12 protein-coding genes are annotated in these 12,828 nt (G+C 54.0%); 4 read left to right on the top strand and 8 right to left on the bottom strand.

Going from position 1 to position 12,828, the window contains the following annotated elements:
- Positions 1–7 precede the first annotated feature (7 nt).
- On the bottom strand, positions 8–1,066 hold the full coding sequence (locus PMYSY11_RS07195; protein WP_150548733.1) for a DUF2066 domain-containing protein: 1,059 nt from the start codon (positions 1,064–1,066) through the stop codon (positions 8–10).
- A 480-nt stretch (positions 1,067–1,546) separates the two neighbouring features.
- Between PMYSY11_RS07195 and purM the strand changes: the two genes are divergently transcribed.
- From purM to PMYSY11_RS07180, 3 genes are read left to right on the top strand one after another with little or no spacing between them, the layout of a single operon-like run.
- On the top strand, positions 1,547–2,605 hold the full coding sequence (gene purM, locus PMYSY11_RS07190; RefSeq protein ID WP_150548732.1) for a phosphoribosylformylglycinamidine cyclo-ligase: 1,059 nt from the start codon (positions 1,547–1,549) through the stop codon (positions 2,603–2,605).
- The gene (gene purN / locus PMYSY11_RS07185; protein WP_150548731.1) at positions 2,605–3,255 is read left to right on the top strand and encodes a phosphoribosylglycinamide formyltransferase; all 651 of its coding nucleotides are present in this window, start codon (positions 2,605–2,607) and stop codon (positions 3,253–3,255) included. Before purM ends, purN begins: the two co-directional genes overlap by 1 nt.
- 8 nt (positions 3,256–3,263) lie before the next feature.
- Positions 3,264–3,974: a DUF3108 domain-containing protein gene (locus PMYSY11_RS07180; RefSeq protein ID WP_150548730.1), complete on the top strand. Its 711-nt coding sequence runs from the start codon at positions 3,264–3,266 to the stop codon at positions 3,972–3,974.
- A gap of 87 nt (positions 3,975–4,061) precedes the next feature.
- Here PMYSY11_RS07180 and PMYSY11_RS07175 read toward each other — a convergent pair whose 3' ends face one another.
- The 7 genes from PMYSY11_RS07175 to ybaK all read right to left on the bottom strand — a co-directional run bounded on the left by PMYSY11_RS07175 (position 4,062) and on the right by ybaK (position 11,924).
- Positions 4,062–5,348: a Wzz/FepE/Etk N-terminal domain-containing protein gene (locus PMYSY11_RS07175; protein WP_150548729.1), complete on the bottom strand. Its 1,287-nt coding sequence runs from the start codon at positions 5,346–5,348 to the stop codon at positions 4,062–4,064.
- A 536-nt stretch (positions 5,349–5,884) separates the two neighbouring features.
- Positions 5,885–7,189: a Wzz/FepE/Etk N-terminal domain-containing protein gene (locus tag PMYSY11_RS07170; RefSeq protein WP_150548728.1), complete on the bottom strand. Its 1,305-nt coding sequence runs from the start codon at positions 7,187–7,189 to the stop codon at positions 5,885–5,887.
- Positions 7,190–7,615: 426 nt separating this feature from the next.
- Positions 7,616–8,155 carry a DUF2058 domain-containing protein gene (locus PMYSY11_RS07165; protein WP_150548727.1) on the bottom strand — a complete coding sequence of 180 codons (540 nt, stop codon included), beginning with the start codon at positions 8,153–8,155 and terminating at the stop codon, positions 7,616–7,618.
- A 65-nt stretch (positions 8,156–8,220) separates the two neighbouring features.
- Positions 8,221–9,057 carry a nucleoside triphosphate pyrophosphohydrolase gene (gene mazG / locus PMYSY11_RS07160; RefSeq protein ID WP_150548726.1) on the bottom strand — a complete coding sequence of 279 codons (837 nt, stop codon included), beginning with the start codon at positions 9,055–9,057 and terminating at the stop codon, positions 8,221–8,223.
- Positions 9,058–9,086: 29 nt separating this feature from the next.
- A complete protein-coding gene (locus PMYSY11_RS07155; RefSeq protein WP_150548725.1) occupies positions 9,087–9,884 on the bottom strand; it encodes a substrate-binding periplasmic protein in 798 nt (265 codons plus the stop codon).
- 36 nt (positions 9,885–9,920) lie between these two features.
- A complete protein-coding gene (gene glpK / locus PMYSY11_RS07150) occupies positions 9,921–11,411 on the bottom strand; it encodes a glycerol kinase GlpK (protein WP_150548724.1) in 1,491 nt (496 codons plus the stop codon).
- A 42-nt stretch (positions 11,412–11,453) separates the two neighbouring features.
- A complete protein-coding gene (gene ybaK, locus PMYSY11_RS07145; protein ID WP_069901596.1) occupies positions 11,454–11,924 on the bottom strand; it encodes a Cys-tRNA(Pro) deacylase in 471 nt (156 codons plus the stop codon).
- 139 nt (positions 11,925–12,063) lie between these two features.
- On the opposite strand from ybaK, the gene PMYSY11_RS07140 reads away from it, so the two are divergent.
- Positions 12,064–12,819, top strand: a complete 756-nt coding sequence (locus PMYSY11_RS07140) for a DeoR/GlpR family DNA-binding transcription regulator (protein WP_150548723.1) — start codon at positions 12,064–12,066, stop codon at positions 12,817–12,819.
- The last annotated feature ends 9 nt before the right edge of the window (positions 12,820–12,828 follow it).

Raw genomic sequence — 12,828 nt, 5'->3', positions numbered from 1 at the left:
AAACGACTTACCAACTAAAGCGCAGCACATCGGAGCGCGGCACAATTTGCGGCTCCGGCGCTTCAGGTTGACCCTGTTCAGCGGGATCTTGCGACGGCTCTTGCGCTTCGGGAGCCACTTCATCCGCAGAGACTTCGCGCAAATTGAGCAGGCCCAGTTGAGCGCGAAGTTGATCGGCATTGGCCTTGACCCGATAAATCAGACGATCGCCTTCAACCTTGCTCAGCGTAGCGTCGAAAGGCTCAAGGGCCTGTTGCAGTTCGGCATAGCGTGAAAGATTGGCGCCTGATATCTCAACTGTCAGCGAGCTCGAAGCACTGGCAGCCACCGCATAGCGTTTGGCCAGACGCTGACTGACTTCAAGCAGCACAGCATCACTCAACGACGCGAGGTCTTGCCCGCTGGCATTGCCCTGCTCACGCTCAGTGCCGACCCAAAGGCTCCATTCGGCGCTCCACTTCTCGGCACTTTGCGTCGCGGTCACCGCCAGTAGAGAATCGGCACCGTAGCGTTCGGAGATCGGCTCTAAGGCATCGGGCTGACTGGCCGCAAGGTTTTCAGGCGTTGCCACCAGTTGCTCACTCAAGTCAGCCAGCGGCATGCGTACCGGCAAACCGCGATGCTGGGCGGACTGGCGAATCGTTTCAGCGCTCTCTATACCGTCGCCGACCAGGGTGTTGCCGTATTCGTCCTGATTGAGCCACCAGATCAGAATCAGCGGACGGTTACTGCCCCACAGCGAGAGGCCGGCCTGACGCAATTCGCGATCGGTGCTGACCGGGTCGAAATCGACCTGCAGACTGCTGCCCTCATAACCGTAACGGCTGATAATTTGCTGCGGGTCTTTCTTCAGCTCCGCCAGAGCCGGTTTCTGCGCGGCATCGGCCTGGCCGGTCAAGCGCAGAACCAGCGTATCGAATGCACGACCGATGGCTTCATCGCGCTCGGCAGGCTGCTGACTGCTAACCGGCTCAAGGACCTGATAAAGGTCGGTCACCGTTGCAGCAACACCTGTGAGGCTGAACAGCGAACAACTCAGAAGGAGCAAGCGGGCAGTCAGTCGCATGAATAAGGCTCTCAATTGGCGGGTCACGGGTATCACACCGTAATAGAGGATAGTTGGGAACCCGTGAAAAAGTACTGCGTGGGATGTTGGCCTGCGCCGCAACAAGAGCGGCTCAATCTGCACATTGGCATGGGCATGAATCGCAACCGCCTGCTTTACAATCCGTCGCTTGTGACCTTTTCAAGGACTCCATGATTTTTGGCACTTGGCGCGCCGATAAAACTTAAAACAGTATCTGGGCTGCTGATTGACCCTCACAACGGCTTTTTGTTCGAGTCTGCAGAAGTAACGTTAGCGACTAAAATTAACATTTTGCCCGACGATATGCAGGCTAAAGCTAAAACAACCACTCGCCCGCTGGCAACCATAGCTGCGCGTGGGTGGCCGCTAGGGGGCAAGCCTGATAAAATCGCGCGCCTCGAAGAGCGGTAGCATCTGCTGCCTGAGCTTATCCGTATTTTCCTTTAAAGGCCTGGATCTATGAGCAAGCAACCCTCCATCAGCTACAAGGACGCAGGTGTAGACATCGACGCAGGCGAAGCCCTGGTTGAACGCATCAAAAGTGTCGCCAAGCGCACTGCTCGTCCGGAAGTCATGGGTGGCTTGGGCGGCTTTGGCGCCCTTTGCGAGATCCCGGCTGGCTACAAGCAACCGGTGCTGGTTTCGGGCACTGACGGCGTGGGCACCAAGCTGCGCCTGGCACTGAACCTCAACAAGCACGACAGCATCGGCCAGGATCTGGTCGCCATGTGCGTCAATGACTTGGTGGTATGTGGCGCCGAACCTCTGTTTTTCCTCGACTACTACGCCACCGGCAAGCTCAATGTTGACGTTGCCGCGCAAGTGGTTACCGGCATTGGCGCAGGCTGTGAACTGGCGGGTTGCTCGCTGGTGGGCGGCGAAACGGCCGAAATGCCTGGCATGTACGAAGGCGAAGACTACGATCTGGCCGGTTTCTGCGTCGGTGTTGTCGAGAAAGCTGAAATTATCGACGGTTCGAAAGTCGCGACTGGCGATGCGCTGATTGCCCTGCCGTCTTCCGGCCCGCACTCGAACGGCTACTCGCTGATCCGCAAGATCATCGAAGTAGCTGGCGCCGATATCGAAAACATCCAACTCGATGGCAAACCGCTGACTGAGCTGCTGATGGCGCCGACGCGCATCTACGTCAAGCAACTGCTCAAGCTGATCAAGGACACTGGCGCGGTCAAAGCCATGGCCCACATCACCGGTGGCGGCCTGCTCGACAACATTCCGCGCGTTCTGCCGGAAGGTGCTCAGGCCATCATCGATATCGCCAGCTGGAATCGTCCAGCGGTATTCGACTGGCTGCAAGAGCAAGGCAACGTCGACGAGCACGAGATGCACCGCGTACTCAACTGCGGCGTTGGCATGGTCATCTGCGTAGCGCAGGATCAGGTTGAAACCGCACTCAACACCCTGCGCGCTGAAGGTGAGCAACCTTGGGTGATCGGCCAGATCAGCAGCGCAGTTGAAGGCGCTGAGCGCGTTGTTCTGAACAACCTGAAAAGTCATTGATGCCAAGTACCTGTAATGTAGTCGTACTGATATCGGGGTCTGGCAGCAACTTGCAGGCCCTGATTGATGACATCCAAACAGGTGACAACCCAGCCCGAATCAGCGCGGTCATCTCCAACCGCGCTGATGCATACGGCTTGGAGCGAGCCAGGGCGGCGGGAATCCCCGCTTTCTCTCTGGATCACCGCCAGTTTGCCGACCGCGAAGCCTTTGACGCCGCCCTGATCGAGCTGATCGATCAAAACAGCCCGGATCTACTGGTTCTGGCCGGTTTCATGCGGATACTCACCAGCGGTTTCGTGCGTCACTATCAAGGCCGGCTGCTCAACATCCACCCTTCTCTGCTGCCCAAATACAAAGGGTTGCACACGCATCAGCGCGCGCTTGAAGCCGGGGACGGCGAGCACGGCTGCAGCGTTCACTTTGTGACCGAGGAACTCGATGGCGGCCCATTGGTCTTACAATCAGTACTGCTGGTTAATGCCGATGACACCCCGGCCAGCCTTGCAGAGCGTGTACACGTACAAGAGCATGTAATTTATCCGCTTGCAGTTCGTTGGTTTGCACAAGGCCGCTTGCACCTTGGCACGCAAGGGGTAATGCTTGATGATCAGCCACTGCCTGCCAGCGGCCACCAGATTCGAACCTAGGAGACAACATGCTTCGAGCCTTACTGTTCGCCCTCGCACTTTTCAGCACCTCGGTGTTTGCTGGTGAGCTGAAACCTTTCTCTGCCAGCTACACCGCTGACTGGAAGCAGCTGCCCATCAGCGGCTCTGCTGAGCGGAGCCTCAAAACCCGCGATGACGGCACCTGGCAACTCAGCTTCAATGCATCCATGCTGGTGGCCAGTCTGAATGAGGAAAGCACTTTCCGCATGGATGAGGCCGCAATCAAACCGCTGAGCTACACCTTTGAGCGCAGCGGCTTGGGTAAAGGCAAGAAAATCGAACAGACCTTCAATTGGGAAGCCAAGCAAATCACCGGTTCAGATCGTGGCGACCCGATCAAACTGCCGCTCAATGCTGGCCTGCTTGATAAGTCGACCTATCAGATCGCTCTGCAAAATGACGTGGCTGAAGGCAAAAAGACCATGAGTTATCAGGTGATCGACGGCGACGAAGTTGAAACCTATGACTTCCGCGTTCTGGGTCAGGAGGCCGTGAATACCAAGGCTGGCATGATCGACGCGATCAAGGTTGAACGCGTGCGTGACCCGACTCAAAGCAAGCGCAAAACCACCTTATGGTTTGCCAAAGACTGGGGCTATCTGCTGGTCGCACTCAACCAAGTTGAGAAAGACGGCAAGGAATACCAGATCATGCTGCAAGAAGGCACAGTTGAAGGCAAAACGGTCAAAGGCAAATAATCTTTGGCACATTAAAAAACCGTGCATCGCCCGGTTTTTTAATGCCTGAAACTTGAGCTTGAAACACCGTATTAGTCGCCAAAAACACTATCTGGGTGTTCGGCTTGCGGCGGTGTTTGCCATCATCACCCTTACCAGCGCAATGAAACCGCCCAAAAACGCCCCTAACACTAACCCCAATGTGACAATCAACAGTTTCTTGGGCTTGGTCGGTGCAAGCGGCTCGATGGCTGGCTGATCAACGATGACCAAGTCTTGCAACAGCAATTCCGGTTTCAATTCAGTTAGGAAAGAGATTTCCTCGTTCCACTTAGCCAGCTTCTCCAAGAACAGATCATCATTATCACGCTTTAGCAGCGCCTCAACCTGACGGTTTTCCTTGAGCATCCGCAACTTCATCTCAATCTCACCAATACGCTCTCCGGTAAAATCATCGGATTCACGCAGGCTCAATGCTTCACGCTCAGCGCTAAGGGCTTCTGTACCCATGAAATACAACGGAATCCGTTGATTATTGACTTCGGTGCGGATCGTATTGCCCTGCGACTGATTGCGTTCATCGCCCATGGATGAGGGCGTGGCGGGTTTATGTATGCCCAGCTTCTCAGCAATCATGATGGCTTCGCTGAGCTGCTTGATACGATTCTCGCGCTTGAGCTTTAACTCCTCACGCACGCTTGCCAGTTCATCATTCAAATTGGCGCGCATGATGCTGTCAGCCTCCAATAACTCGGCAACCTTCGACTGTTTGGTTGTTTCATAGCCTTTTCGCGCAGAGACGATTTTACTTTGCAGCTTGTTCAGGCGGTTTGCGATTAGCGTATTAATCTCCGAGGCAATACGCTTACGCACATCGGCGGTTGCAAAGCTGATCATGCCATTGACCACAGCCGGCCCATCCACGCCTTGTGGGTAGACAAAGCTCAAGCCGACATAGTTGAACAACGAATCAGGCTTTTTTAAATCCGGCTTTAGTATCGTAAATGCAGTTTTATTCAACTGCTGAAAAGCCTGCTCCAGCGACTCACCTGGCCGCTCAACCGCCTTGAAAAGCTCAGGGTTTTCCTGGAAAAACGCATAGCGCGTGGAATATGACTCTAGCGCTCCACCAATACGCTTGAGCACTTGATCGCGATCAATTTCATGTACACCGGTGAGATTAAGCTGATCGAAGCTTTTCAGAGAGGTGGCTTTGAGCACACTCTGCGTCTGATAAGAAGGCGTGGCTATCTGTACATAAGCAACCGCAGCCAACCCAACCAACCCCATAACGCCGAGAATGATCAGGCGTTGCTTCCATAGATCCTGGACCAGGTCGACTAAATCAATTTCATCGTTTTTATATTCAACATCCTGGCCTGCATTAGCACTCATAAAGCTTCCATACTGTAAGTGACGTAGACATCCTGATCTACAAAGCCTGAGGCAGGATCAGCAATCGCTGATACAAGACACTGAGCCGTCAGGAGACGCCACAAAACATATAGCTAATACTGTTATTCGGCCCGCATAAAAGCTGCTTTTCCGTATGGAAAAATAACTACCAGCAGCTTTCAATACTAAGGGCTGGCGGGGCTGCCCTGCGCGGGAGACTATCGCCATAAAGCAGTTATGGTGAAAGTAAAAACTGATCTCACATGGTAGAAAAGAGTGCATCGCCAGTAGATCGGACCCTGACCTATAGCCGTGCCTGACAAGAAAACTAAATAAAGGGCATTCGGTTCAAAGTGTACTTATTACGACGGAAAGTATCTTCAGAAGATATTACTGGCGCACTCAATCCGAGCGAGAAAACGGACCACGTTTTATATAGGACACTGGAGAATATATCGAATAGACGTAAACCTATAGCCCGGATGGACATTACAAGATTGCCGGACGAGGTCCGGCAATCTGTCTTATATCCAACTTTATACAGGAAGCGGGTTAAGAATCTCAATTGGACGTACGAGTGAACGTTTAACAACAGAACGACACAGGCTAATGAACACACCCAACATACCGCCCAATATCAGACCTAAAGCAATAATCAAAATTTTCTTAGGCTTAATTGGCGAAAGCGGAATTACTGCTGGCTGGTCTACTTCGACGATATCATTGAGCAACAGTTCTGGTTGAAGCTTATTCAAATACGAGATTTCCTCTTCCCAAGATGCCAATTTGCCCATGAAAAGATCGTCATTTTCTCGTTTACGCAGGGCCTCAATCTCACGATTGTTGCGTAACATCCGCAGTTGCTTCTCTATCTCTCCAACATGGGCATCAGTAAAGTCATCAGAACTACGTGCCCGCAATGCTTTGCGCTCAGCCGCCAGCGCAGCTGTGCCCATGAAGTATAGAGGAATCTGCTGATTATTAACTTCTGTTCTAATCAAATTACCTTGGCCGGAACTGTCCATATCACGCATTGATGATGGAGTTGCAGGCTTATGTATACCTAACTGCTCAGCAATCATAATCGCTTCAGATAGCTGCTTAATACGATTCTCTCTGCGCAGCTTGAGCTGCTGCCGCAGCCCATTAAGCTCATCCATGAGATTTGCGCGTTTTACATTATCAGCCTCAAGTAACTTTGCAATCTTTGCTTGCTTGGTAATTTCATAACCTGTACGCGCTGCTGCGATCTTATTTTTCAACTTAGCCAAACGGTTAGTGAGGAGCGTATCAACCTCGGAATATATTAATGCACGCTCTTGCTCAACTACGTATTCTATCAAGCGATTAACCACTTGGACGCCATCCACTCCCTGAGGGTAAACGAAGCTCAAGCCTACATACTTGGAGAGAGAGCTATCCCTTTTGGGATCTGGTTTTAATACGGTAAATGCAGTCTGATTGATTCTTTCAAAAGCCTCATCGAGTGATTCATTCGGATGTTCCAGCGCGCTAAACAACTCCTGATGTGATTGAAAAAAAGCATATCGCGTGGAATATGACTCGAGCGACATCCCTATCCGGCTTAGCACTTCGTCCCTATTAACTTTATAAACACCTGTAAGGTTTAGCTGGTCGAAACTCTTTAGTGAAGTCGGCTTAAGAATACTTTGCGTCTGATAGTAAGGTGTTGCCAGAAATGCATATGCAGCTGCTATCAACCCTACGGCCCCCATAACTCCAGCAATCAACCAACGCTGGCGCCATATATCTTGAAAGATAGCAACCAGATCAATTTCATCATTGCTAAAGCTTGGTCCAGGGCTAACATGCGCGTTCATTTTTCATCCTTTATTTACAGTAGCAATCTTCAACCCAAGCCCAGCACCATGCCGGTAGCGCACGTAGAATGCTTAAAATCTCATACGACCTCTTCGGGCCGCGAGAAGATAGCACTTTGATATCATCCTGACAAACCCTTGATTTAATTGATTTATTCCCTTAGAAGTCCGCAAATCCTGTGAGTAAAAGACGGTCAAAACGCTGTAAGAATGAGAGAACCGCATGAGCTGTCTTGCCAGCTAAAACCCGGCCATCCACTAGGAGCTTTGCCAGCAAGGAGCACAGGAATGGGATAGCTGTTCGGTATAGCAAATACCAGGCAGGCAGCAATGGAGCCGACTAATTGCTCCCCTTAAAAAAACACCCCGCAGGAAATTGAAATTCGTGCGGGGTGTTTTAACCTCAAGCGCTGATTTAGCGCAGGGTCACCACATCAGGTCATCCGGGACTTGGTAGGCCGCGTACGGATCATCGGCGTCTGGTGCTTCGGTTGGGGTGTTGAGCAGGATGATGCGGTGCGGGTCGCGCTCCTGAATTTTCAAAGCGGCTTCGCGCGGGATCACTTCATAGCCGCCACCATGGGTGACGATAGCCAGCGAGCCGCTGCTGAGTTTGTTGCGCATCAGTTCATTTACCGAAATACGTTTTACCTTTTTGTTATCAACAAAATTGTAATAGTCCTCGGTTGTCAGCTTCGGCAAGCGCGACACTTCGATCAACTGTTTGACCTGCGCAGCCTTGGCCTTCTGCTCGGCCTTTTCTTTCTGCTGGCGATTCAGCTCCTGATCGCGAGCCAGCTTTTCCGCTGCAGCCTGCTGGGCGGCGAGCTGCTGAGTCTGGTCTTTTTCTATCTGACCTTTATGCTCCATGCGCTTTTGCTTTTGCTGCTGTTTGCTGACCTGCTTGGCCTGCTTCTCATTGACCAGACCGGCTTTGAGCAACTGGTCGCGTAGTGATAGAGCCATAACCTTCCCATACTCACAATCATTTGATGCGCAGTGACTCGCCACGCGCACCTGCAAAATTCAACTTAACAAGCGGAGGCAGAACCCAGCTTTTCGAGTTTCTTGGCCTCGCCCCAAAGTGCATCCAACTCTTCCAGATCGCAATTTTCAATGGCGCGCCCGGTTTCGCGCAATGCCTGTTCGATAAAACGAAAGCGTCTCTCGAACTTGATGTTGGCAGCACGCAATGCCGACTCAGGCTCAACTTTAAGGTGTCGGGCCAGGTTGGTCACGACAAAAAGCAAATCACCTATCTCTTCGGCAATCGCATCCGGATCATTTTCGCTCATTGCCTCCAGTACTTCATCCAGCTCCTCGCGCACTTTATCCACCACAGGCAATGCCTCGGGCCAGTCAAAACCCACCTGCGCCGCGCGCTTTTGCAGTTTGGCTGCGCGGGTGAGCGCAGGCATTGCCGCTGGCACGTCATCGAGCAATGAGAGCTGTTGCGGCTCACTGGCACGCTCGGCGCGCTCCTCGGCCTTGATCTGCTCCCAGCGCTGCTTCACCTCAACGTCGCTTAACGTCACTGAGCCGGGTGTTGCATACAGATCGCCATCGGGGAACACATGCGGATGACGACGCACCAGCTTGCGGGTAATCGAGTCGACGACATCGGCAAAGCCAAAGCGCCCTTCCTCGCCTGCCAACTGGCAGTAATAAACCACCTGAAACAGCAGATCACCCAATTCGCCGGGTAAGTGCTCGAAGTCAGCGGACTCAATCGCATCGGCGACTTCATAAGCTTCTTCAAGGGTGTGCGGCACAATGCTTGTGTACGACTGCTGCAAATCCCACGGGCAACCATGCTGCGGGTCGCGCAGACGGGCCATGAGGTGAAGCAAGTCAGTTAGTTGATACATCGGTAACTCCGTCATACGGCAAAGGGCTTTCAGCGCGGAAGTTGCGCACTCAGCGGTTGCAATCCGTAGCGCGACAACAAACGAGTCATGCGACCGTCGCGCTGGAAACGCTGTAAACCGGCTTCAAAAATATCACGGTAGCGCTTGCTGGACTCCAGGGCCGGCGAAAATGCCAGATAAATGGGCAGCGAATTTGTCCGACAACCGACCTCTTGCAGTTGCTCATCTGCAGCTCTGTGACTGAGGTAATGCGCCATGACCCAACTGTTCTCAATCGTGGCATCGATACGGCCCATGCGCACTTTATCGACATTGATGGCCAAGGCGTTGTCACCCGAAGCGAGTTGAACCCTGCGCGAGTCTTGCTGATGGCTATGGATATAGCTGTCCAGCTCAGCGCCGTAGCTGTAGCTGTTAATGGCGCCGAACGAAATCGATGCCAATGACTCGACACCGCCATAACGCCAGGCATTGTCTGGGCGGGAGAAAAAGCACATTTGAGAAATGCCGGGCGCGGTTGCGGTGAACACAAAGCCGGGCGCATCTTCCACGCCCGCACCAATCAGCGCATTGAGCTTACCGCGACGCGTGTCGTGCACGGCACGGGCCCAGTTGATCACCCGGTATTCGACTTGAATTCCGGATTCAGCAAAAATCTGCTGCGCCAACTCGACAAACAGTCCGGGCTGTTCGGCATCTTCAGGGCAGTTGATCGGACACCAGACGTCACCCGCGATAACCAGTTTCTCCGGGGCCTCGTCAGCATACGCAGCGCTGCTTAGCAGCAAACCCAACGCCCAGCCGAGGCGAACGGCAGAACGTGTCATCAGCGGTGTTTGTCCATGCTTGGCTCATCCACTCAGTCAAAGGGGCTCGCTACGCACACGGCCGACCGCGTCCAGCCAACCTTTATACAAGCGTTCACGGTGTTCAAGGCTGATTGTCGAGGCGAAACGCTGCTGACAATTCCAGTGTTCAGCAATCTCTTCTAGGCTGCTGTACACGCCCGCCTGCAAACCTGCCAGATACGCCACGCCCAACGCCGTGGTTTCGGTAACCTGCGGGCGCTCAACAGTCACGCCAAGAATATTGGCGAGGAACTGCATCAGCCAGTTATTTTCGACCATGCCGCCATCAACACGCAACGCACTTGGCGCAGCGGCGCCGTCCTGACGCATAGCCACAAGCAGATCCAGGGTTTGATAGCAGACCGATTGCAAACCGGCGGTGACGATCTCTTTGATCCCGGTATCACGCGTCAGGCCGAAAATTGCCCCCCGCGCTTTCGGGTCCCAGTAAGGCGCGCCCAAACCGGTGAAGGCTGGCACCAGATACACCCCGCACGCATCGCCAGTCTGCTCAGCCAGCGCTTCACTCTCGCGGGCATGACTGATCAGTTTGATTCCGTCGCGCAACCACTGCACGGCTGCGCCCGCGACAAAAATACTGCCCTCGACCGCATAAGTGACCTTGCCATCGAGGCGGTAGCCAACCGTGGTCAGCAATCGATGCTGGGAAGCCACGGCCGTGTCGCCGGTGTTCTGAATCATGAAACAGCCGGTGCCGTAAGTGCTCTTGATCATGCCCGGTTTGAAGCACGCCTGACCGAACAACGCTGCCTGTTGATCACCGGCAACCCCGTAAACCGGAATGGCCGCGCCGAACAACCCGGCCTCGGTACTGCCAAAATCAGCCGCGCAATCCAGCACCTCCGGGAGCATATTGCGCGGGATGTCGAACAGTGCCAGCAGGTCTTCGTCCCACTGCTGGGTGTGAACATTGAACAACATGGTGCGCGACGCATTGGTCGCGTCAGTCTTGTGCGACTTGCCGCCTGTGAGATGCCACAGCAGAAAACTGTCCACCGTGCCGAATCGCAACTCGCCGCGCTCTGCCCGCTCACGCGCACCGGGGACGTGCTGCAAAATCCAGCGCAACTTGGTCGCGGAAAAATATGGATCGATCAGCAAACCGGAAGCTGCCGCCACCATGGGCTCATGCCCGGCCTCTTTCAGCTCGGCGCAATAATCCGCCGTGCGCCGGTCTTGCCAGACAATCGCCGGGTAGATCGCCTGACCATTTTCAGCGTCCCAGACCAGTGTGGTTTCACGCTGGTTGGTAATGCCGATGGCAACGATATCCGCCGCATCAACGCCGCCTTGCGAGAGTGCCTTGCGACAAACATCCAGCGTGGTTTGCCAGAGCGCCTGCGGGTCATGCTCGACCCAGCCATCCTCAGGGAAGTACTGTTTGAACTCCTCCTGTGCACTGGCAACGGCCTTGCCCTGCTTGCTGAAAACAATGGCGCGACTGCTGGTCGTGCCCTGATCGATGGCTAGCAGGTACTCAGGCATGTTCATCCCTTATTGTGATTGTTGCAGCGCCAAACGCGCGTCTTACTCGCGGCCAATACTGGCGAAAGCGGCCTGCGTGTATTGCGCGAGAACGGCAGCGGCCAATTCAACCTCAAGCCCACGCCGCCCAGCACTGACATAGATGCTCGGATAATCCTGCGCGGTCTGATCGATAAATGTGCGCAGGCGTTTCTTTTGCCCCAGCGGGCTAATCCCGCCCAGTAAATAACCGGTTGCCCGTTGCGCCGCTTGGGGGTCCGCCATGTCGGCCTTTTTAACACCAGCGGCATGCGCCAAGGCTTTCAAATCCAGGCTACCCGCCACCGGCACGACAGCAACCAGCAACTCGCCCTTTTCACTGGCGGCCAGTAGCGTCTTGAATACTCGTTCCGGCTGCAGGCCGAGCTTTTCAGCTGCCTCAAGCCCATAAGAAGCCGCTTTGGGGTCGTGCTGATAGCTGTGAACCGTGTGCGCGGCCTTGGCCTTTTTCAGGAGATCTATAGCTGGAGTCATGTTCGATTGTGAAAAAGTAAGCTGAAGTATGCTTACATTAGGGTCTGATACGGTTTTAGTGCAAGCCGATATGCAAGCTTCGTGAGGCTGAAATCAGTTTGCAGTCGTCCACAGTGATGCGATCCGAGGGATCATGCGAATGAGTCTGACGCCCCGTCAAAGCGAGATACTCAGGATTACTCAGGCGCAAGGCTACGCCAGCATTGATGAGCTGAGCCAAGCGGTTAGCGTGACCCCGCAAACCATCCGCCGCGACATCAATCAACTGGCCACGCTGGGCCTTTTGCGGCGCACCCACGGTGGCGCGGCCAGTGAAGCCTCAAGTACCGAAAACACGGCGTACACCATGCGCGCCCAGCAGATGCGTGACGAGAAACGTCAGATCGGCGAAGCCCTCGCCGCGCATATTCCCGACCACTGTTCGCTGTTCATCAATATTGGCACCACCACCGAAGCAGTTGCTCGGGCGTTACTCAAACACAAGGGCTTGAAAGTAATCACCAACAACCTGCACGTCGCGGCCCTGATGAGCTGCAAGCCGGATTTCGAAGTATTACTGGCCGGAGGCACGGTGCGCGCAGACGGCGGGGTTGTCGGGCAAGCCACCGTGGATTTCATCCGCCAGTTCAAGGTCGATTACGCCCTGGTTGGAATCAGCGGGATTGATCATGACGGCAGCCTGCTGGACTTCGATTACGAGGAAGTGCGCGCCTCGCAAGCCATTATCAGCAATGCAAGGCATGTGTATCTGGCTGCCGACTCCAGCAAGTTCGGACGCAATGCGCTGGTGCGCCTCGGCGGGATAGAACTGCTGGACCGGATATTCACCGACGCCAAACCCAATACCGAACTAATGAAACGCCTCAAAGCGCAGAACGTACAGGTTGATTGGTAACCATCTTCT

The organism is Pseudomonas marincola (assembly GCF_900682675.2).
GTDB classification, from domain to species: Bacteria; Pseudomonadota; Gammaproteobacteria; order Pseudomonadales; family Pseudomonadaceae; genus Aquipseudomonas; species Aquipseudomonas marincola.
This window is presented reverse-complemented; position numbering and strand designations above follow the sequence as displayed.

Excerpts from the sequence above, each read along its gene's own strand:
- PMYSY11_RS07195 (WP_150548733.1), bottom strand. The coding sequence starts at position 1,066 with ATGCGACTGACTGCCCGCTTGCTCCTTCTGAGTTGTTCGCTGTTCAGC.
- purM (WP_150548732.1), top strand. The coding sequence starts at position 1,547 with ATGAGCAAGCAACCCTCCATCAGCTACAAGGACGCAGGTGTAGACATC.
- purN (WP_150548731.1), top strand. The coding sequence starts at position 2,605 with ATGCCAAGTACCTGTAATGTAGTCGTACTGATATCGGGGTCTGGCAGC.
- PMYSY11_RS07180 (WP_150548730.1), top strand. The coding sequence starts at position 3,264 with ATGCTTCGAGCCTTACTGTTCGCCCTCGCACTTTTCAGCACCTCGGTG.
- PMYSY11_RS07175 (WP_150548729.1), bottom strand. The coding sequence starts at position 5,348 with ATGAGTGCTAATGCAGGCCAGGATGTTGAATATAAAAACGATGAAATT.
- PMYSY11_RS07170 (WP_150548728.1), bottom strand. The coding sequence starts at position 7,189 with ATGAACGCGCATGTTAGCCCTGGACCAAGCTTTAGCAATGATGAAATT.
- PMYSY11_RS07165 (WP_150548727.1), bottom strand. The coding sequence starts at position 8,155 with ATGGCTCTATCACTACGCGACCAGTTGCTCAAAGCCGGTCTGGTCAAT.
- mazG (WP_150548726.1), bottom strand. The coding sequence starts at position 9,057 with ATGTATCAACTAACTGACTTGCTTCACCTCATGGCCCGTCTGCGCGAC.
- PMYSY11_RS07155 (WP_150548725.1), bottom strand. The coding sequence starts at position 9,884 with ATGACACGTTCTGCCGTTCGCCTCGGCTGGGCGTTGGGTTTGCTGCTA.
- glpK (WP_150548724.1), bottom strand. The coding sequence starts at position 11,411 with ATGCCTGAGTACCTGCTAGCCATCGATCAGGGCACGACCAGCAGTCGC.
- ybaK (WP_069901596.1), bottom strand. The coding sequence starts at position 11,924 with ATGACTCCAGCTATAGATCTCCTGAAAAAGGCCAAGGCCGCGCACACG.
- PMYSY11_RS07140 (WP_150548723.1), top strand. The coding sequence starts at position 12,064 with ATGAGTCTGACGCCCCGTCAAAGCGAGATACTCAGGATTACTCAGGCG.